This window comes from Variovorax sp. GW821-FHT10D07, assembly GCF_059415325.1.
The window spans coordinates 183,859-202,310 of the sequence record NZ_JBWKMZ010000013.1; the positions used below are offsets into that span (position 1 = coordinate 183,859).

At 60.3% G+C, this 18,452-nt stretch carries 23 protein-coding genes; 8 read left to right on the forward strand and 15 right to left on the reverse strand.

Annotated elements, in window-relative coordinates:
- The first annotated feature begins 13 nt into the window (after positions 1–13).
- Both AC07PU_RS31455 and AC07PU_RS31460 read left to right on the forward strand, forming a co-directional pair.
- Positions 14–226: a hypothetical protein gene (locus tag AC07PU_RS31455; protein ID WP_495322208.1), complete on the forward strand. Its 213-nt coding sequence runs from the start codon at positions 14–16 to the stop codon at positions 224–226.
- Positions 227–253: 27 nt separating this feature from the next.
- Positions 254–1,567 carry a radical SAM protein gene (locus tag AC07PU_RS31460; protein WP_495322209.1) on the forward strand — a complete coding sequence of 438 codons (1,314 nt, stop codon included), beginning with the start codon at positions 254–256 and terminating at the stop codon, positions 1,565–1,567.
- A gap of 122 nt (positions 1,568–1,689) precedes the next feature.
- Here AC07PU_RS31460 and AC07PU_RS31465 read toward each other — a convergent pair whose 3' ends face one another.
- Positions 1,690–2,568 carry a hypothetical protein gene (locus AC07PU_RS31465; RefSeq protein ID WP_495322210.1) on the reverse strand — a complete coding sequence of 293 codons (879 nt, stop codon included), beginning with the start codon at positions 2,566–2,568 and terminating at the stop codon, positions 1,690–1,692.
- 495 nt (positions 2,569–3,063) lie between these two features.
- On the opposite strand from AC07PU_RS31465, the gene AC07PU_RS31470 reads away from it, so the two are divergent.
- The 6 genes from AC07PU_RS31470 to AC07PU_RS31495 all read left to right on the forward strand — a co-directional run bounded on the left by AC07PU_RS31470 (position 3,064) and on the right by AC07PU_RS31495 (position 6,663).
- Positions 3,064–3,672, forward strand: a complete 609-nt coding sequence (locus tag AC07PU_RS31470) for a hypothetical protein (protein ID WP_495322211.1) — start codon at positions 3,064–3,066, stop codon at positions 3,670–3,672.
- 44 nt (positions 3,673–3,716) lie between these two features.
- Positions 3,717–4,169, forward strand: a complete 453-nt coding sequence (locus AC07PU_RS31475; protein ID WP_495322212.1) for a hypothetical protein — start codon at positions 3,717–3,719, stop codon at positions 4,167–4,169.
- Positions 4,170–4,342: 173 nt separating this feature from the next.
- Positions 4,343–4,822 (forward strand): ankyrin repeat domain-containing protein, encoded by a 480-nt coding sequence (locus AC07PU_RS31480; RefSeq protein ID WP_495322213.1) that lies wholly within the window; start codon positions 4,343–4,345, stop codon positions 4,820–4,822.
- A gap of 134 nt (positions 4,823–4,956) precedes the next feature.
- Positions 4,957–5,322, forward strand: a complete 366-nt coding sequence (locus AC07PU_RS31485; RefSeq protein ID WP_495322214.1) for a hypothetical protein — start codon at positions 4,957–4,959, stop codon at positions 5,320–5,322.
- A gap of 391 nt (positions 5,323–5,713) precedes the next feature.
- Positions 5,714–6,172 (forward strand): DUF2750 domain-containing protein, encoded by a 459-nt coding sequence (locus AC07PU_RS31490; RefSeq protein WP_495322215.1) that lies wholly within the window; start codon positions 5,714–5,716, stop codon positions 6,170–6,172.
- Positions 6,173–6,375: 203 nt separating this feature from the next.
- Positions 6,376–6,663, forward strand: coding sequence for a hypothetical protein (locus tag AC07PU_RS31495; protein WP_495322216.1), 288 nt, complete (start codon positions 6,376–6,378; stop codon positions 6,661–6,663).
- A gap of 31 nt (positions 6,664–6,694) precedes the next feature.
- Here the strand turns inward: AC07PU_RS31495 and AC07PU_RS31500 are convergent, their stop codons facing one another.
- From AC07PU_RS31500 to AC07PU_RS31565, 14 genes are all read right to left on the reverse strand, one after another.
- Positions 6,695–7,219 carry a hypothetical protein gene (locus AC07PU_RS31500; RefSeq protein WP_495322217.1) on the reverse strand — a complete coding sequence of 175 codons (525 nt, stop codon included), beginning with the start codon at positions 7,217–7,219 and terminating at the stop codon, positions 6,695–6,697.
- Between the two features lie 140 nt (positions 7,220–7,359).
- The gene (locus AC07PU_RS31505) at positions 7,360–7,563 is read right to left on the reverse strand and encodes a hypothetical protein (protein ID WP_495322218.1); all 204 of its coding nucleotides are present in this window, start codon (positions 7,561–7,563) and stop codon (positions 7,360–7,362) included.
- Between the two features lie 57 nt (positions 7,564–7,620).
- Positions 7,621–8,064: an ankyrin repeat domain-containing protein gene (locus AC07PU_RS31510; protein WP_495322219.1), complete on the reverse strand. Its 444-nt coding sequence runs from the start codon at positions 8,062–8,064 to the stop codon at positions 7,621–7,623.
- A gap of 169 nt (positions 8,065–8,233) precedes the next feature.
- Entirely contained in the window at positions 8,234–9,496 is a 1,263-nt protein-coding gene (locus AC07PU_RS31515; protein ID WP_495322221.1) for a tetratricopeptide repeat protein, read from the reverse strand.
- Between the two features lie 57 nt (positions 9,497–9,553).
- Positions 9,554–10,489 (reverse strand): sigma-70 family RNA polymerase sigma factor, encoded by a 936-nt coding sequence (locus AC07PU_RS31520; protein WP_495322222.1) that lies wholly within the window; start codon positions 10,487–10,489, stop codon positions 9,554–9,556.
- Positions 10,490–10,520: 31 nt separating this feature from the next.
- On the reverse strand, positions 10,521–11,564 hold the full coding sequence (gene fliP / locus AC07PU_RS31525; RefSeq protein ID WP_495322224.1) for a flagellar type III secretion system pore protein FliP: 1,044 nt from the start codon (positions 11,562–11,564) through the stop codon (positions 10,521–10,523).
- Positions 11,561–12,187 (reverse strand): flagellar biosynthetic protein FliO, encoded by a 627-nt coding sequence (locus AC07PU_RS31530; RefSeq protein WP_495322225.1) that lies wholly within the window; start codon positions 12,185–12,187, stop codon positions 11,561–11,563. The genes fliP and AC07PU_RS31530 overlap by 4 nt, the downstream gene beginning before the upstream one ends.
- Before the next feature lie 4 nt (positions 12,188–12,191).
- Complete coding sequence (locus AC07PU_RS31535) at positions 12,192–12,623, reverse strand: FliM/FliN family flagellar motor switch protein (protein WP_495322226.1); 432 nt, start codon at positions 12,621–12,623, stop codon at positions 12,192–12,194.
- On the reverse strand, positions 12,620–13,693 hold the full coding sequence (locus AC07PU_RS31540) for a FliM/FliN family flagellar motor C-terminal domain-containing protein (RefSeq protein WP_495322227.1): 1,074 nt from the start codon (positions 13,691–13,693) through the stop codon (positions 12,620–12,622). The genes AC07PU_RS31535 and AC07PU_RS31540 overlap by 4 nt, the downstream gene beginning before the upstream one ends.
- Complete coding sequence (locus AC07PU_RS31545; protein WP_490875172.1) at positions 13,690–14,871, reverse strand: flagellar hook protein FlgE; 1,182 nt, start codon at positions 14,869–14,871, stop codon at positions 13,690–13,692. The genes AC07PU_RS31540 and AC07PU_RS31545 overlap by 4 nt, the downstream gene beginning before the upstream one ends.
- 28 nt (positions 14,872–14,899) lie before the next feature.
- Complete coding sequence (locus AC07PU_RS31550; protein ID WP_495322228.1) at positions 14,900–15,301, reverse strand: flagellar hook capping FlgD N-terminal domain-containing protein; 402 nt, start codon at positions 15,299–15,301, stop codon at positions 14,900–14,902.
- Positions 15,301–16,515 (reverse strand): hypothetical protein, encoded by a 1,215-nt coding sequence (locus tag AC07PU_RS31555; RefSeq protein WP_495322229.1) that lies wholly within the window; start codon positions 16,513–16,515, stop codon positions 15,301–15,303. Before AC07PU_RS31555 ends, AC07PU_RS31550 begins: the two co-directional genes overlap by 1 nt.
- On the reverse strand, positions 16,512–17,036 hold the full coding sequence (locus AC07PU_RS31560; protein WP_495322230.1) for a hypothetical protein: 525 nt from the start codon (positions 17,034–17,036) through the stop codon (positions 16,512–16,514). The genes AC07PU_RS31555 and AC07PU_RS31560 overlap by 4 nt, the downstream gene beginning before the upstream one ends.
- Positions 17,033–18,451, reverse strand: a complete 1,419-nt coding sequence (locus AC07PU_RS31565) for a FliI/YscN family ATPase (protein WP_495322231.1) — start codon at positions 18,449–18,451, stop codon at positions 17,033–17,035. Before AC07PU_RS31565 ends, AC07PU_RS31560 begins: the two co-directional genes overlap by 4 nt.
- Position 18,452 lies beyond the last annotated feature (1 nt).

Genomic DNA, 18,452 nt, shown 5'->3' on the forward strand with positions numbered 1-18,452 from the left:
ACCCGGAGTACCCATGAAAAACCATCTCACCAACAACACCGCAGAGCGTCGCGCCTCCACCCTTCAACTCGAATGCAAAGTGGTGGTCGAAGCCAGAAACATCGACTTTCTGTCTGACCAATCCATCTTCATCGCAGGTTCCGCCACCAACGACTGCGGCGCCATCTCGCCGCTGCCCGACACGCCGCGCGCCAAGCGCCGCGTGCTGCGTACGAGCGCGCACTGATCAAAAGAGTCGACGGAGGCCTCCCGGATGTTCACGTTCCATTGCAAGAATACGGCCGGGAGTGCTGTACGCCTGACGTACGACCCCCACACGAGCGGTCTCACGAATTTTGACGGGACACCCGTTCTCGCGACGGACGCAGCCGCGGCCCGATCAGTGACCTGGGAGGACGCCTTTCGGGTCCATCCAGGGCAGCCGGCCGGCAAGCAGAGCAACCCCTCCGTTCTGAAAATCCAGCTCGGCCTGGCGTGCAACTACAGCTGCACGTACTGCAATCAATCCAGCCAAGTCGGCTCGATGGCGTTGACCAAGACCTCGGACGCTTACGCATTCTTGCGCGACCTCGATTCCTGGATTGAAGGAGCACCCGACCAGATCGAATTCTGGGGCGGTGAGCCGCTGCTCTACTTCCGAAAGCTCGAGATTCTCGTCCCAGAGCTCGACCGACGATTCCCGAATGCGGACTTCTCCATGGTGACAAATGGAAGCCTGCTGACACGGGAGATCGTGGACTTCATTGCACGTTACGACATCAACATCACGCTCTCGCACGACGGCCCCGGCCAGCATGTGCGAGGCGAGGATCCACTCGACGATCCCGACCGCTTCCAGGCGATTCGCAGCCTGTGGGAGGATCGAAAAGCTCACCAACGTATGGTGATCAGCTCAGTGCTCACGCCGCAGAACTGCGATCCAACCGCAATCAGGCGCTGGTTCGTCGAAAAGCTCGGCGACGACTCGATCGTCACATCCTTCGAAGGGGTTGTCGCCACCCATGACGACAAGGCACTCGCGGGTCCGGGCGTATGGTCCGAGGAACAGTATGGGAAGCTCAAGCACGCCGTTGCCGAATCGTTCGAGACCGGCGAGGCACTCAAGATGCCGGCACTCGTCGAGCGAGCGAGGAATTTTCTGAAGTTCATCGAGCTGGAAACCCCGTCTACGTCAATGGGGCAGAAATGCGGCATGGATCGCAGCGATCATCTTGCCGTGGATCTTCACTCCAACGTTCTGACCTGCCACAACACGGGTGGCTCGGGTGAACACCGTCTCGGCTCGGCATTGAATATGGAAGATGTGCGGCTGGATACTTCCACGCACTGGGCGCACAGGGAATGCTGCAGCAACTGCCCGGTGCTGCAGATCTGTGGAGGCTCCTGCATGTATCTCGAAGGAGACCAGTTTGCTCAATCGTGCGAAAACGAATATCAGTTTGGGTTGGGCATCTTGGACGGAACCCTTCGTCGCGCGTTCGGCCTGCGCTTGGAGAGTATCGAAGGTCCGATTCTGCGCCCGACCTTTCGCAAGAAAATTCGCATCCTTGCATCCGTAGACCAGTAGACAACGAGCTTCACCCGATGCGACCACTGGCACTTCGTAAAGTCACCAAGGGGCAATCTGTCCTCGCTTCGTTCTGAACCAACGAGGTCAGCCGAAGCGAGGTGAGTCAAGCTTGCCGAATGTCAGCGGCAGAGAATTCCGGTGCAGTCGTAAGCCGTAGTAAAGATCACGGAAGTCTTCTTTTCAGGTGGCATTGAGCGAATGTCCGTCGGGACAGCCCCTCGAGCTCCTTCCTCGTTGAGAAGAGCCACGATCTTCTTGGCATCTTCAATTCCACCAGTCCATCCGTCCACCGCAATTTCGACCACGTGAGATTTGAAGACCGCCTGCTGCGTCGTGTCCTTGACATAGAGATCCTCGGCGGTCGAACCAAACAGATTTCCCAGCCGGACTTTCCCCTCAGCGCCAAGCTTGTTTCCTATAACAACGCGTTCTTCTCTTGTCGTAACAGCAGGACCGGCGCTGAACGAACACCTTGCAGTGGTCGGCTTTTCTCGCGCCAGATACGCGCGCCATGGGGATGATGCGTTGTCTGAAGACTCAGTTTCGAGGGCGAGCCTGCAGTATCCTTGCTCGCCCAACTTGTTCAACGACGCGATAAATTCGGCTTTGCCCTCTTCTTTCAGCGGAAAAAGCCCCGCATCTGCGAATTCATATGTGCTTTTTGACGTGGTTTCTTTACTGAAAATCGCCGGAAAGCCACCCGTTTCCGAGATAAGGCCCACCGTCGTCGAGTCCAGATAGCCATCTGCACCCATCGCTTTGAGCGTAGAAACTTTGAAAGCATCTACAGACGGGACAACCCGATGCACATATTCGGAGTCGTCGCGACGTTGGTAGACAGCACGATACTTCGGAAGAGCGGAATCAAAAACAGAGGATATTAAAAATATAAATGGCTCCCATTTTGTAAACTTCGCGCTATTGAAATCTGCAAGAAACATCTCAAAATTCTGCACGTCGGCATCGCCCAATATGTAGGAGTAGCGCGCCGTCACCATGGGACGCGCTGGTGGATCCGCCGGTGTCTCAGGTTGCGGTGGATTGGAGTTCGACGTCGGCGTCGTCGTCGACGTCCCGGGCAGAATTGGAATCCCTCCACCACCACCTCCTCCCCCACCCCCGCACCCAGAGATCAACAGGGCAAGGCACAACGAAAGAGCAAAGTGCCCTCTTTTATTCTTCGACATTCAAGTTCCTCAAGTTGCTATGTACACCGACCTTCTCCGTCGGCCTCTGTAGGGCGCTGCCCGCTCGAAATCATCCCGGATCGCTTCCGACGGCTTCTTCCGAGTGATGTTCAAGAGGACCCTGCCCGGCGTTTTAGCCCTGCAGCCAGATATCGCCCTCCCAACTTATCCGTGGAAATCTCGTCTCGTTTAGCAAACCTGACAAAAAACCTCGCGGAGCCCGCCGATTTTTTCGAGGTTTTTGCACACTAGGGGACAATCCCATCCTCTCGGTTCGATCCTTACAGCCAGATTTGAGGCAAGCTCATGCAAGACTCCAACCAACAAGCATTTGAAGCGCTCATGGCCGGCGCCATGGCGGCGAGCCAAGCGAACGACGCTGCTCGAGCGATCGAAGGTTTTCAGCATGCAAGCGCACTTCAGCCGAGTGCCGCACTCCCGCAGTTCATGCTTGGTTCTGAATACGCCGCTCTCGGAGACATGGTCAATGCCGAGGCGGCCTTGGCGAATGCCACGATGCTTGCACCCAACTTTCCCTTGGCGCGTTATCAGCTCGGCTTGCTCCAGTTCAGTTCGGGGCGTGCCGCAGTGGCGTTACTGACTTGGCAACCGTTGCTGGATCTTCCTGCCACTGATCCGCTGCCCCACTTCGTTCGAGGCTTCGCGGCCCTGGCTCAGGACCAGTTCAACGAAGCGCTCGCTTGCTATACCGAGGGTTTGGCACTCAATAGTGCGAACGAAGCGCTCTCCAGCGACATCCAAAAGGTAGTCGCAGGCATTGAAGCGTTGCTGGGCCGATCTGACGCCCCCTCAATGCAGGAGAATCAAGTTCTAGACAGTGGTAGCGAAACGGCAGAGGACTCGCTCGCGCATGTCTTGCTTGCCAACTATGGGCAACACGGCCGGCTGCACTGATCCCCACGGCTCCGTCTTCGGCAATACTTTCGCACCGTCGTTGAATGATCGATCCCACCACGCAGCTCGCATCGATGATCCGCGCTCAATTCAGAGCGCAGTTCCAAGTGCAGTCACGCACGCGCGAAGCTGCTTCGACGGAGATCGCGCGAGGTCGCACAAACGCGGCTGATGATGAAAAATCAAGCCCTCTCGGAACCGGCAGCGCTGACGCGCAGGTTCAGCAGATGGTTGCTCTTCGAGTGCGGGCCTTGTCTCCCGATGATCCTCAGCGTCAACGCAAGGCATTCCGTCTTTTCTTGGAATCTCTCTTGCTCCAAACGCTTGGTCGTGACCGGATCGATGGTCACGCTTTCGATCAACTTGTTGATACGGTGATGCAGCGCATGGAAGCTGATGCGGAGCTGCAAGAGGCCATGCGCGAAGCGGGGGACTTTTTGCTGGCCGACGCTGTCTCTCCAGGAGAGGGCCCGTCTCATACACGCACTATGCGCTAGACGTATACGGCAATTCATCTCGAAGGACTGACAGCACCCCGGCGGCTCGTTGGACTTCGGCTATCGGCCAGGAGCAGCCGTTCGCCGTCGCCGTTCAAATCGGCCAGAACCAATCGAACGGCGTCGCGCGGCATACTGCGGGCGCTTACCGAAAAACCTTCAACGGCACCACCATGACGACCGACGAAATCCGCAGCATCCTTCAGGAGTACAACAAAGGGCCGCTCAGCAAGCTGATGTCGGCGGCCGAAAGGGGCAACGTCAAATTGATGCGCACCGCCATCGACGATGGCGCCTCTGTGCATGAGCGCGACCCGCTATGGAACCGCACGGCACTCCACGCTGCTGCCAGCACGGGGGGAGGAAAGGCAGTCGAATACTTGCTTTCTGTTGGCGCTCCACTCAACGTTCTCGATGGCAACCAGATGACGCCTTTGATGAATGCATGTTCGGCCGGTAAGAAGAAGGGAAGCGCCTCCGCAATAGCCCTCTTAGATAGCGGTGCGGACGCACGCTATAAAAGAGAAGAGGACGGGATGGATGCCATCAAGTTCGCCTTTTGGGGCAACTGCTCACCCGACGTCTTGCAAAAGCTGCTGGACGCGGGCGCCGAACCACCGGAACCCGATTTCCGCGTCGTCCGCTTGGTCTAACTGCTCACAATGAATCAAGCCTGCAGTCGGCCAAGAGCGGTCATTCTGCAAAGCGCAGTTAAAAGGCGTGGTTGTGGCCTCCTGAGGGCTGCAGAGGTCCGCCTTAAACAAGCGGCTTCCGGTAGGCATTCGTGATGACATCAAACCTGATTTTGATCTCTGTTGGTGAGCTGCTCGCTCGAAAGATAGAGATGCGGCCAACGCAGATTGAGGTAGCTCAAGGTTTTCTCATCGTGACCGGGGCGCTTGCTGTCCTCTGTCCTTCAGCGTCCGAAAGACGCACGGGAATTATTGTTCCATTGGACGTCGGCGACTTGACTAGTCAATGGAGTAAGACTATCCCAATGCTCGGCGGCTCAAGAGTGACGTACGCAGGCGAAGCGACAGTCCGTGCGAAATTCGGCGCTTCATGCATCGAGGCGCTTCCACTGATCGCGATCGAGATCGAAGAAGTCGCTTTTAAGCATGACAGTGGACTGAGCGCCCACTATGTACCTTGAAAGGATCATCTTGGACGTAAGCTCCCACTTCACTAATAATCCGAGAACGAGTGTCGCTGAGGGCTCCTAGCCGCCGCTGATACGATAGCCCGCAATAGGCCAGCAGCGGAATTTCCATCAACCTCGTAAAAGAGTTCAGTGTGAGCGCCACCAATGACCCCAAACGTCGCGAGTTGCTTCGAGAGCTGGAAGCTATGGACGTGATGCTGCATGCAGTCATGGCCGGTGAAAGTCTCAACTGCAGCCGCTGTGGTTCACCTCTAGTTTTCCACCGACCAGGTTCGGGAGTGCATCCCAGTGTCTCTTGTGGGCAAGGCTGCACCGAGGTATCTCTCACAATGGCGCCTACAAAGAGCCTCCTAAGGTCCTGAATGGCCACCATCGGTCAGAAGTGAAAGCCGGTACCGGCCACAACCGGCCGTTCACTGCTCCGGCAGAATGCGGCCAACATCGGCCTTTTGAACGCAAACCTAGTATGTCGCAATCGGGATCGCAAGCTTGGGCGTTCTACCGTGAAGTCGCGCGGTCGAGAACGTTGTGGACCGTCAGTGACGATATCGGTTATCCCGCTCCTAAGACTGCCTCGGGGCAGCGTGCGCAGCCCTTCTGGTCGTCGAGGTCTCGTGCAGAAAAGATCATCGCGACAGTTCCAGCCTACTCAGCTTTCCATCCGGAAGCTATTTCCTGGGACGTGTTCTGTAAGAAGTGGATCGCGGACATGGAGCGCGACGGCTTACTTGTGGGGATCAACTGGAGCGGTCCTCGTGCAGTTAGATTTGATTTCAAGCCATCCGAGTTGAAGCGAAACGTCGAAGCTTTGATTCTTGATCGAGATCTTTCTGCAAAATGATCATATGTGCCAGCTTGACCACATATCGGCTTCAATCGGCCAGAAGCTGACCTTCCGACCCACTCTCCAGTAAGACGATGCAACGACACACCCTGTATGCGTACGTAGACGGCGCTGACCTAGAAGACGTCGCCACGTCCATCGAGGAGCGCCTTGTCGAGCTTGCGACTGCGCCAGGCTGAGTCACATCAAGGCCGGCTGTGGTGAATCAGAAGGCAGAGGGGGCCGGCAGCCACCCTGACGACTTACCCGACTGGGACCTTGGTATCAACATGGCACTGCCAGAACCAGGCGACGAGCCTGAAGGATGGTTCGGAGACGTTGAGAGCGTTGCCGGGTACTTGGCGACGCTGCGCTCGACATACGCCCGCGAGTTCGTCATCGGCATTGCCGACAATGTCACCGGTGTCACAGAGGACCTCTTCTTCGTCGACTCCGATGCGCCGGACCTCCGTAGGCTACGGAGCGCCATCGGTGTTCGCGGCGGCTAGCAACCGGCGCCTTCCGGCCAACACCGGAAGTTCAGTTCGGGCGCACGGCGGGCAGGAGCCCTGACTCCGTCAGCACCGAATTTGAGTGCAGCACATTGATGTAAAGAAGCTCATCGAAGTGAGCCAGCCACTCGCCAAGGCCGTGATGGGCTTTTAAGGCCTTCTCCAACCTAACCGGTGCGACACCTTTTCGATGCTGAAGTCTTTCAGCAACGTTGGTCAAGATTGGGAAGCGAATTTTTCGGTCGAATGACTCGGCGATGGTGCCGTCAGGCTCTTCTATCTTGTAGATAGGCTGACTGAGAGCTGTATTGTCGACCCCGCTTCGGAGGATGGGCCAGTCGCCGACAAACAGCTTCGCATCGAGCGAGGAGGACGCCAGCAGCGGTGTCAGCACATCGGTGTTGACGTCCGCTAGCTGCTCGCTTGAGACCGTCTCAGCAAAGAGCACGAGGTAAAGCTCTGAGTGCCAGCTCGCCGCGATGATGCCCAACCCAAAGGCGGCGTCGTTGAGAGGAACACAGAAGAGGTCTCCGGTCTTTACTCGAACGCCCATCAGTGCTTCCCCAGTCCGTCATGTGCCAGCATCGGTGACCGAATCCTACCGCACCACGGCCGGCCAGTGACCGCTTTGGAGCGAGGCGTACAGCCGCTTCGGGCCCGAAGCGGCTGTACGACTTGCTCCGAAGCCGAACTTCAGGGAGAGCGTGGCGGCTCCAAATCCCTCATGAATTCGTCATACTCTTCGAGCGTCAAACGCGCCTGCTTGTAGCGAGTCAGGCGCTCCATGCAGTCGGGTAGGACAAGGGTGGAACTGCGACCCTTCATCGCCTCGACTGCGTAGGACGTCTGCCGGATTCGTTCATCGAGCCACGTTTGAAGCGACGCGAGTTCATTCATTGCCGGGGCCTTCCTCTTTCAAAACGCCATGAATTGTTATGGCCGGCTCCCGCCATGCTACTCGGTCGCCCGAAACGAACCAGATGCGCCAAGGCGAGCGTTCCCCACGAACGACTCCAGATGCGCTGCAACATCCGTGCGCGAGTAGCGACGAGCGTAGTCGAGCGCGGTCATCCCGAGGTTGTCTGTGCCATATGGGTCAGCGCCGCGGGACAAAAGCAACTTAACGACGTCGAGGCTGCCTCGCTTCGCTGCCTTCCAAAGAGGCTTTATGTGCTGGCGAACAGATGCGCCGTTGGGGTTTGCCCCTGCGTCAAGCAACGCGACAACGGTGTCGGTCTGGTTAGCCTCCGCTGCTGCAATCAATGCCCAGTTTCCTACGTCATCATCTCCCTCATCGCGAAGAAGCGCTGACACCTCTGCAAGAAGTTCACCGGTCTCACCGCGCGCCGCGAGGGAATAGAGCCTTGCATAGCGTTGGGAAACATCATGGGATGGCATAGGGTTCTTCTATCAACGACAAGACATTTGCAAAGAACGGTTCGATGTCCGCATCTGGCCGAACGCAGCCGTCGCGAAGAAGCTTATCGCGGAATTTGCAGTACGGAAAAAACCGAGTTCTTGTCGGGAGTGATGCGGCCACTGCGAAGGCGATCACGGCCTTGAAAAATCACTTCGCGGGAAATAGATCACCCATATCTTCTCCCAAGGGACCCGGCATCCCGGCCAGTAGACGTCGACCAAACCGCTGCACATCGCTGGCATCCTTGACGTCACCCGTCAACAGCGCCTGAGCATAGCGACCGGAAAGATTGGCACGATCCAATCGCAGGGCCAGTTCCGCATGCTCCTTCGCCTCACCCTGCCTCTGTTGCATGGCCAACGCAACCGCCAGCCCGCCATGGCTTTCCGCGAAGTTCCGATCCATGCCGAGCGCCGTCTCGAAGCTCTCCTGGGCACCGGCCAAGTCTCCTTGCAGGAGCTGAGTCCAACCCAATCCATGCCAGGTACCGATGTGCTGACCCATGACGGCGAGGGAGCGTCGGAACGCCTGAAACGCTTGCCCCAGTTCTCCGCTCAGCAGGAATGCGAATCCACGTGTCGACCAAGCCCGTCCATCACCTGGATGCCGCTCGAGTGCCGCATCGGCGAGCTTGCTGGCCGCTGCCGCATCCCTTCTGGCCAAGGCCAGTGAGGCACTGGTCGTGAACGCCTCTGGCGGCTGTTCTTGGGGTGTACCGCTTGCGAGACTCAGGTCGGACCATCGTTGCGCCGCTGGGAAGTCGGAAGCGTCGATCGCGATCAGGCTTGCGATTCCTGCTGCTTGCGGGTCGAGCGTTCCATGCTGCTGTGCCGCGAGCGCCCATTTCATCGCCCGCTCGAGTTGGCCGTCGTGATGCAGAGCACGCAGCCATAGCTGCTGCAAGGCACGCGCAGCCACGGGCGGCGAAGAACCCTGTCCAGCTGCCGCCGTGGGAGGCGCTGGTGCTTCCAGGACCTTTGCAAGTCGCTCCACGCATTCGGCGTTGCGGCCTCGGCGCATCGCGATGAATGCCAGGTTGTGCATCAGCACGTCGATGAACCCAGGTGGGGGCTGCGGCATATCCGCAAGCGCTTCCAGCACGGCTTGCGCTTCGTCGTAGCGCTGTTGCGCCAACCAATAGTCACCTTCACGCAAGCGCCATCCGAGCTCGTCGGCACGCAATGCCTGCGCCTGACGCATGTAGAAGTCGGCGCGCTCCCACTCACCGCAGGACAGCGCCGTTTCGAAGGCGGTGATCAGCAGTGCATTGTTCGACGGATCTTCGCGCAGGAAACCCTCCATTCGCTCAAGCCGCTGCCGCGCAGCGATCACGCGCGGCTCAGCCTGCGAGGCAGCCGCAGCTGAAGAAGGCGTCGAAGTATTGCTTGGGTTCGCGGGAATGTCATTCATGGCAGCAGTGGGCGATCAGATTGGTGATGAAGATGAAGGTCTGGCTGAGCAACGAGTTCACAACGACACGTCCAGCCGGGCATCCTTGCCGAGCAACTCGCGCAGCCGCAGCAGCCCTTGTCTATGCAACTGCGAGATCCGTCCGCGAGTGAGGCCCATTCTTGAGGCGATCTCGTCGAACGGGACCTCCTGCAGATAGTGGTATCGGATCACTGTCCTCTGATGATCGCTGAGACGATCCATCAAGCTGCGCAAGAGAGTGCCCAGCTGGACGATCTCGGTTCTGCGGAAATAGCTGACCTCCGGTGAGGGCGCATGCACGGCCTCCTCCCCGTCAAAGGCCTCTGCGTCCACCATGCCGGTATCTTCGAGCAGTATCCCCAGGGCGATACCTATCCCGACCTCCGCCAAGTACTTGAACAGCTTGTCGGCACTGCGCGCCGTGGCGGCTTCCGGGCGCTGCGACGAAGTCGTGGCCTCGGACTCTGTCGTGACATCGGTCTCATCTTGCGCCGCAGCTTCCTTGATCGATGCGAGCCGCTCTTGGCGCAATCGCATCATCACGCTGATCTGTTGATTCTTCTCGGTCAGCCGCACCAAGCCATTCAAGATCGCTCCATGCACGCGTTTCGAAGCGAAGCTGTTGAACTGGTTGCCATGTGTCGGGTCGAACCGATCCACCGCCTCGATCAGACCGACCCTTGCCAGCTGCAGGTAGTCTTCGAACTCCACATCGTTGTGCGAGCGACGACCATAGAGCCCAGCCGCCATCATGCGGGCGTAAGGCAGATAGTGACGAATCAAGGCCTCGCGCGCGCTTTCATCGCCTGCCGTACGCCAGCGTGCCCAGAGCGATGCACTCAGATCTGGCTCTTTCGGCAACTTCTCCCCAACGCCATGCAGCGCAGTGCCGCCAGCCACCGTTTCCGACACGGGAAGCGAAGCGAGCGGGATAACCGCAGCTTTGGGCAGCGAGGAGCTCAAACGTCCCATGGGTTTTCAGTCGCGCATCGACGATGGCCGGTCAGTGAAAGCTGCCAACCAACGCCTTGAGCACCAGACTCCAGCCGTCCACAAGGATGAACATCAAAATCTTCAGAGGCAGTGCGATCGTCGTCGGCGGCATCATCATCATGCCCAAAGCCATGAGCACGCTGGAGACGATCAAATCGATCAGCAGGAACGGCAGGAAGATCACGAAGCCGATCTGAAAGGCCGCGCGCAACTCCGACAGCATGAAGGACGGAATCAGCTGCACGTTGCTGATGTCTTCCATCGACTTTGGCGTGGGTGCCTTGGAGAGTTCAACCATGAGCGCCAGGTCGGCTTCGCGTGTTTGCCGCACCATGAACTCGCGTAGGGGCGCCACACCTTTGCCGTAGCCATCTTCCATCGAAAGCTTCCCTGCCATGAAGGGCTCGAAAGCATCATGGTTGACCTTCTGCAGCACGGGCGACATGGTGAACAGGGTGAGAAAGAGCGCCAGCCCGATCAGCACCGTGTTGGGAGGCGTCTCGTTCATGCCGATAGCGTGCCGAAGCATGGACAAGACGACGATGATCCGCAGGAAGCTGGTCAGGCAAACCAGCAGTGCCGGCAGGATCGCCAAAACCGTCAGGCCGAGCACGACGCGCAACGCCTGCGCGGTCTCCGTCGCTGGCGTAGCCGCGGCCGAAGTCGAACCACCCGACGCGGGACTGCGCGCAGGCTGAGTCGCACCCAAACGCACGGCGCCCATACCCACCGACGGTGCTTTCACGGCACTCGGCGAGCGTTCAACGGAGCCCGATGTCGATAGCCCTTGCGCAGTTGGCAAGGGAGGCGAAGACACCTGCGCCGAGGGCGTCGGCTGCACAGAAGCGTCGCCGCCAGACTCCGGAAGGGCCGACACGTCCGAGGAGGTAGCGTCACGAAGCGCAGCCGTGCTCTGCGGTGGCACCGCGACGGACTCGGCCCCAACGACCTCCTGGGCCCTCGCACTGAAAGCGCAGGCGCAAGCGAAGACGATGAACGTCAGCAGCTGCAGGACGAACCATGCCAGCGAGCGTGATTGACGACAGGTCTTCATTGCCTGCCCTCTCCCTGCATGTTCTCCATCTGCGCGCTCTCTTCCGCAGCCGATGGTGACCCGGATCCAGCCCCGGAGGTCTGAGACAACACCTGGATCGATTGATCCGTGCAGCCCAGCAACAGCCGCTTGCCATCCCAAACCACGACATGGAGGCTGTGCCGCGGCGACAGCCGGGTACTCGCGACACGCTGGATCTCGTTGGACGAGACCTTGTCAATCCATCCACCGAAGCGCAGCCAGGAAGCCGTCGCATTGCCAGGAGCACCGAGCGCATCGCTCGACACTTTGGCACCGCGCCTGCGGCGCCTTATCACTACGCCGTACAACAGCAGGCCACCCAGAGGCAATGCCAGCGCCCACCAGCGGCTACCGAAGTCCGGATCCCCACTGCCTGCGCTGTCCCGCCGCACCGGAATGCTCGAGGGCAGTGACGCGCCCGCGGCGTGTGGCTGCTGCGGGGCGATTTCCTCGGCGGATCGTTCGTGCGCACCTTGCGCCCAACTGGGCGCCGCAAGACAGACACCGACCATCCACATTCCCGCGGCAACGAGTCGCCGCCAAGAGGCGCCGCGCGCACAGGCTCTCTCGGCCGTGGTCGACCACGGTGCCAGTTCAGTCATCCCCTCAGTTCCCGGCAGTCAGGCCCAACGCCACGGGCAGCTCGGTAATGCGAACTGCGAAATGTCCATCCACGGCAACCAGTTGACCGCGTGCGACAACCTTGCCCTCGATGGTCAGGTCCACCGCTTGATCGATCTCGCGGTCCAGGCGCAAGACCTGATGTTCCTTGGCTGCGAGCAGTTCACCCACGGAGATGCTGGCCTCTCCCACCACGACCTGGAGCTTGGCCTTGATCTGGTGGAGCGGATTCCAGTTTTTGAGCACGCCTGCCCCAGTCGACGTCTGCAAACCATCACCTTCCGCGTTCGGATGCAGATCGGGCAAGGCGATGATCTGGGCTGTCGGATGAGCAGAATGGCTCTGGCCCAGGCGGGTTCTGGTATCTGCGGCACTCACGCGAGTGTCTGCCGCAATCCCTTCTACAGCGGTCGTCATTTGAAGTTTCCCTTCGATGTTTGAGTGTTGTTCTGGGGGCGCCCGAACGAGAGCGATGGTGTCGTCTGCTGCGGCGAGCGCGCTGGCTCGGAAGAACCGAGCGAAGGCATGGCAGCGAGCTCCACGGCCAGATGGCCTTCGCTTTGTCCCAACCAGCCGTCGCAGATATGTTCGCCGTCCGTGCCGAGGACCCGTGCGGCCGCATCGAGACGATGCTCGAGAGGAATGACGTCGCCTACGCGCAAGCCCTGGATCTGTCCGAGGTCGAGCTGCGCTCCTTCGAGCATCACATGCAACGTCACGCGATGGTCAGACAGCACGCTGTCGAGCCGTATCTTGGGCTGGCGGCTGTGCGCAGCGGTTGCGCTCGCGCCGACAGGGTGTTTCGAATCGTCGCCGAGCACACCCGCCACCGCTTCCCAAGGCAAGGCAAGCGTCCATTCGCCGCCACACCAAGCTGCGCGAATGAACAGCGCGCCGCACCAGGGTCGCGCAACGGCCGTGTCGAGGCCCGCTCGAGATTGCAGCGGCCGATCCTGCAGAAACACGCCAAGGCGATTCATCCAATCGGACCAAGCCGCGCGCGCCAGGGTCCCCGCCAAGCCGATACCGCCGGGCGCGGTGAGACTGGTCTTGAGCTGACTCGAAGCGCTCGACAGGTTCGCCGAACCGTCCTCCGCCGCAAACATGCGTTCGCCCAACGCGCGAATCGCTGGCAAGGTCGCGTCCGTTTGCGTTGCCGAGGCGCCTTGCGGCCCGGAGAGATTCGCGCGAGCATCACCCGCACGGCGCACAGGATCGAATGCCCAGCACGCGGTCTCAGAAGACTCCAGGCCCCAGATACCGTCGGGCTCCAGCACATCCACGCGCGTTGCGACGACATCGGTACGCACAGGAAGCCATTCCTGGCTCCACGCATCGACCAGCGCCGCGAAGCGCGAGCTCAGGTCGGCTCTGTGTGCTTGCGACCAGCTGCGCAGCGTCCGCGCGTAGCGCATCGATGCATCCGCATCCAGCAGCGCGCTCTTCGGCGCACCTTGGTGCCGCTCCTGAATCGTCGAGGCAATCATCTGCTCTTCATCGAGAACAGTTCCTGCAGCATGTCGTTGGCCGTCGAGATGACCTGCGAACTGGCTTGGTAACCACGCTGCATGATGACAAGGTCGCTGAACTCCTGGGACAAGTCCACGTTGGAGATTTCCACGCGCCCGGATTGGACCTTGCCGAAGGCACCGTCGCTTGCCGAGCCGTAGTGCCAGGCGTTCTGGTCCAGTGCTTCGAACTGGTTGTCGCCAACCGAACCCACGGCGTCCAACGAGTCGAAGCGTGCAAGCGCCAATCGGGCTCCCTTGACGGTCTGCCCATTCGAGTAGGTCATCACCAAGGTCCCGGTGGTGTCGAAGGCAGCGCCGCTGAGCGAGCCAGGTCCGACGCCATCCTGAGAGTCAACCTTGAGGCTGGTTTGGCCGGCGAACAACACGACGTCGGAACTGAAATCCAGCGTGAGGGCCATGGGAGGCTGGCCGGTCGGGGTGTAGGTGGCCTGGATAGTCGCGGTGGCGGCCGTCGGCTTGCCGTTGACGAACACCATCTCGCTGGTGTTGACGACGGCACTGCCATCGAGCAACTCCACCTTCATCGTCGTGCCGGTCGCGTCAGAACTCTTGACGGAGAACTTGACCGACAGTGCGTGACTGGCACCACCGGCGTCGATGACGTTGATTCCAGCCGTTGTCTGCTCGGTGACCGTGTTGGACAAGTTGCCGGAAAAATCCACGCGTGTCGTGGGTTTGCCTAGGTTGATCATCTTGCCGTTCAAAGAGATCGAGGCCAGACTACCGCTGTCGTCCATCGACATGACCTTCTCGCCGTTGATCCGATTCACCAGCGTGCCATCCGTGTCGAACTTGAACTGACCGGCGCGCGTGTAGGTGATCTTTCCTTGCTCGTCCTTGAGCACGAAGAGCCCTTGTCCATCGATGGCCATGTCCAGATCGTTGCCGGTCTGGCGCAACTCGCCTTGCTTGAACGACAAGGTCGTACCGGCCGTATTCAGGCCGAAACCCACGTGCTCACCCTGATTGGCGCTGCCGCTCGCACCGCTGCCGCTGTAGAACATATCGGCGAACTGCAGGCTCGAACTCTTGAAGCCCGGGGTGTTGAGGTTGGCTGTGTTGTTGGCAATCACGCGCAAGCCTTTCGAGTAGCCCAACAGGCCTGTCATGCCAACATAGATCGATTCAAGCATGGGTTTTTCCTTTGGAATGAAGTTGCGATCAGCGGACCGCGGCGAGTTGACTGAGGGACACGTTGTTCAGCGTGGCGCCGGCGGTGGTCTGGACCGTCAGAAGCGGCGCATCGCCCGACAGCGACAACGCGCTGACAGTACCGGTGACCGTGCCGGAGGCGCTGATCACGTCCACGGTCTTGCCGATCAGCCCCACAGACTGCAGCGCTGCCTGATTGGTGATCAGCGTCTCGATCTTGGTGTTGAGCTGCTGCGTCTGCTCCAGGCTCGTGAACTGGGCCATCTGTGCCATGAACTGCTGGTTGTCCACGGGCTTCATGGGATCTTGATAGGTCAGCTGCGTCAGAAGGATCTTCAGGAAGTCCTCCATCCCCAGGCTGTTCGCCTGGAGGTTGGCTGTACCGGAACCGCTCACTGCATCGATGGCCATCACGCCTCCTTGGAATTGATCGAATCGAACATGAATGGGTACGAGGGAGCATTCGCACCCATCGCTGCCCGCACAGGCGCCGACTTGCCGTCACGCCAGACAATCTGACCGTTGCACACGACCTGGTGCAGCCGCTCGCCGCGAGATCGCATCGCGCGTTGCAGATCGTCGATCCACTGGGGGAGCATCGCGGCAAGCGTGGCGTCGTCCGCGCGCATGGCAATCCATACGGCCTGCCCTTTCGGCGTGCTCTCCTCATGCAAGCGGACCGGACTTGGGTTTCGGTTCTGCGAGGCGGGGTGGACGTCCACACCTCGGGCTTGCGTTGACGTCTGTGCACCAACTGGCGCCTCACCCATCGGATTTGCTGCAAGTGCGAAGTCAACGCCCGCTCGCGTCGAAGCGACATCGACCTCTGGGTTGGCAAGCGCGGGCGCCTGTGCAGCCGCAAGCGAAAAAGAAATCTCGACCTGCGCAGGAAGTACCCTCCCTGGTGCATCAAGCATCCCCACAGGCGATGCATCCAGCCCTTCCGATGTCGCAACGGACACAGGCATCGGCGGGACCTGCGTGGTGGCGATGGCTTGCGCGTCGGATGCAACGGTCGCAAGGTTAGACATGCCGAAAGACCTGGGTTCATCGAGCGCGTCGCCGGCGAAATGCTCACCTTGCACGAACTTCTGCGCGGGCAACATACCGGAGTGCTCAACAAGTTCGCTCGCGGAAGCACTGGGCGTCTCCGCCGAGAGGGCCTGAGATGCCGACCGTGAATGTGACGAGGCATCCGTGCGGAGCGCTTTCCGGACATCGTGCTTCGCAGACAACGATTGCGGGAGAGCTTCGCCCTCTCCAGCTTCTTGACCGAGCCGCTCACGTTCCGAAAAAGACCGATCGTAGATTTCGTGGGAAGCTTGCTTCGAAGACTGTGCATCCTCGACTGTCACAAACCGCCGCGACGGCTGTGACAACGCAAAGGACGTGTGAACACCACGCATCGGCCCTGCGCTCGCTGTCCTGGGGACTTCAGGCTCGTTGTTCCTGGGTGCGGCCAGCATCGGCTTGAACCAGCTGTCCAGTTGCGCACGCTCCATTTCACGGGCCCAGGCAAGACGACGTTCGGAGTTGTCGCCGAACCGGGCATCATCCGCAGAGACCGGCCGCTTGAGAAGGCCTGCCGGATTGGGCGTGGCTCCGGTGGGATCGGTCGTGCTCATTGACGGTCCTCCTGAAAATCGGAGCGATCGGCGTTGGCCGGCAGACGCGCCAGCCAGTCACGATCCTGCTCGGTGAGGCTGCGCTGGCGCGCCTCATCACCGTACTGCAAGAGAGCGTCTTCCTTGTGCTGGGTGAGGCCCTCGAGACGCACCTGTTCCTGCAGGCACTGCGCTCGCAACGCGTCACATTCCGCGCGTTGCTCCCTCGCCAACGCGTCCGCCTGGTGCCACTGTCCGCGTAGATCGGTCAAATACGCCAGACTGCGGCGATGCGCGGTCGGATCGAGGCGCTGGACCAGCGCTTGGCTCAGCAGTTGCGCTTGCTCGTCGTGAGACGCCATCAGCTTTGCCATCTTTGCCTCGGTTTCGGAAAGCCTCTTTTGCGCTTGAGCCAGTGCAGCCATCGCTTTGTCGAGGCGCCACTCCTGGCGTTGCCGTACCGGTTCGAGCGCGTAGACGAAGCCTCGTGCATCGATATCGCGCGGCACGCCCGCTTTCTCCACGCTGGATGAGGCCATCATGCGTTGCCTCCGGCAGCACGCTGCACCGCACCTGGATTCGAAGCCAGCGCGGTGCGCAGCGCCTGGATGGCCTGCGCGCGCTCCACGCCACCCTGGCTCTGACGAAGCCAATCCTGCAACGCCGGCTCGATATCCAATGCGCGATCGAGTTCGGCGTTCGAGCCTCGTTCGTAGGCGCCGATGTCGATCATCTGACGGTTGCGCTCCAACAGTGCGAGCTTCTGCACAGCCAGCACCGCAAGCGAGCGCTCCTCCTTACTGGCCAACTCCGGCATCAGCCGGCTGACGCTCTTGAGCACGTCGATCGCCGGATAGTGGCCACGATGGGCGAGTTGACGCGTCAAGACGATGTGGCCGTCCAGGATGGCGCGCAGGGCGTCCGAAACGGGTTCATTGAAATCGTCACCTTCGACCAGCACCGTCAGCAACGCCGTGATCGACCCACCGCCGGGCGCCATGCCGCACCGTTCGCACAGTTCAGGAAGCTCGGCGAACACCGAAGGCGTGTAGCCCCGAGCCGTCGGTGGCTCGCCGGCAGACAGGCCGACCTCGCGGCGCGCCATAGCGAAGCGCGTGATCGAATCCATGGTCAGCAGCACATGGCGGCCCTCGTCGCGAAAGTGCTCGGCAATCGACAGCGCCGCGTAGGCCGCGCGCAACCGCGCAAGCGCGGGTTGGTCTGAGGTGGCCACGATGACCACCGAGCGGGCCAGTCCGTCCGGGCCAAGTTGCTTCTCGATGAACTCGCGCACTTCCCGCCCACGCTCACCAATCAGTGCGATCACGTTGATCCCGCTTGGCTGTGCGACTCCACCCACGGTGCCTTGCGGCTTGACATGACGGGCCAGCAACCCAAGCAATGTGCTCTTGCCTACACCGCTGCCCGCGAAGATGCCTACACGCTGGCCCAGTCCGAGTGTGAGCAACCCGTCGATGCTTCGAATGCCGGTCTCCAGCACCCGATCGATTGGCGGGCGCTGCATCGGATTGATAGGTTTGGCCTTGAGCGAGCGACGCGAAGTCGCCATCGGCCTCGGTCTGCCGTCAAGCGGCTCACCAAAGCCATCGATCACACGCCCGAGCAAAGCGGGACCAACACCGATCTGCGAATCCGCTCCCAGGGCATGAACTTCGCAGCCGGCAGCAATGCCTTCGATGGAGCCGTAGGGCATCAGCGTGACGCGGCCCGGCTTGAGACCGACCACCTCGGCCAGGACACCACCGGCATCGGCACTCCGTCCGGCTGCGCGGTCCGTGCCACCAGCAGACCGAACCACGATTCGACACAACTCCCCCACAGCGGCGTCGGGACCTGAGGCATCGATCGCCAGACCCTGCATCTCCCGCACCCAGCCAATGCGCCGCGACAAGACAGCGGCGCGCAATGCCTGGCGGCTCGTGGCCAATGCATTCATA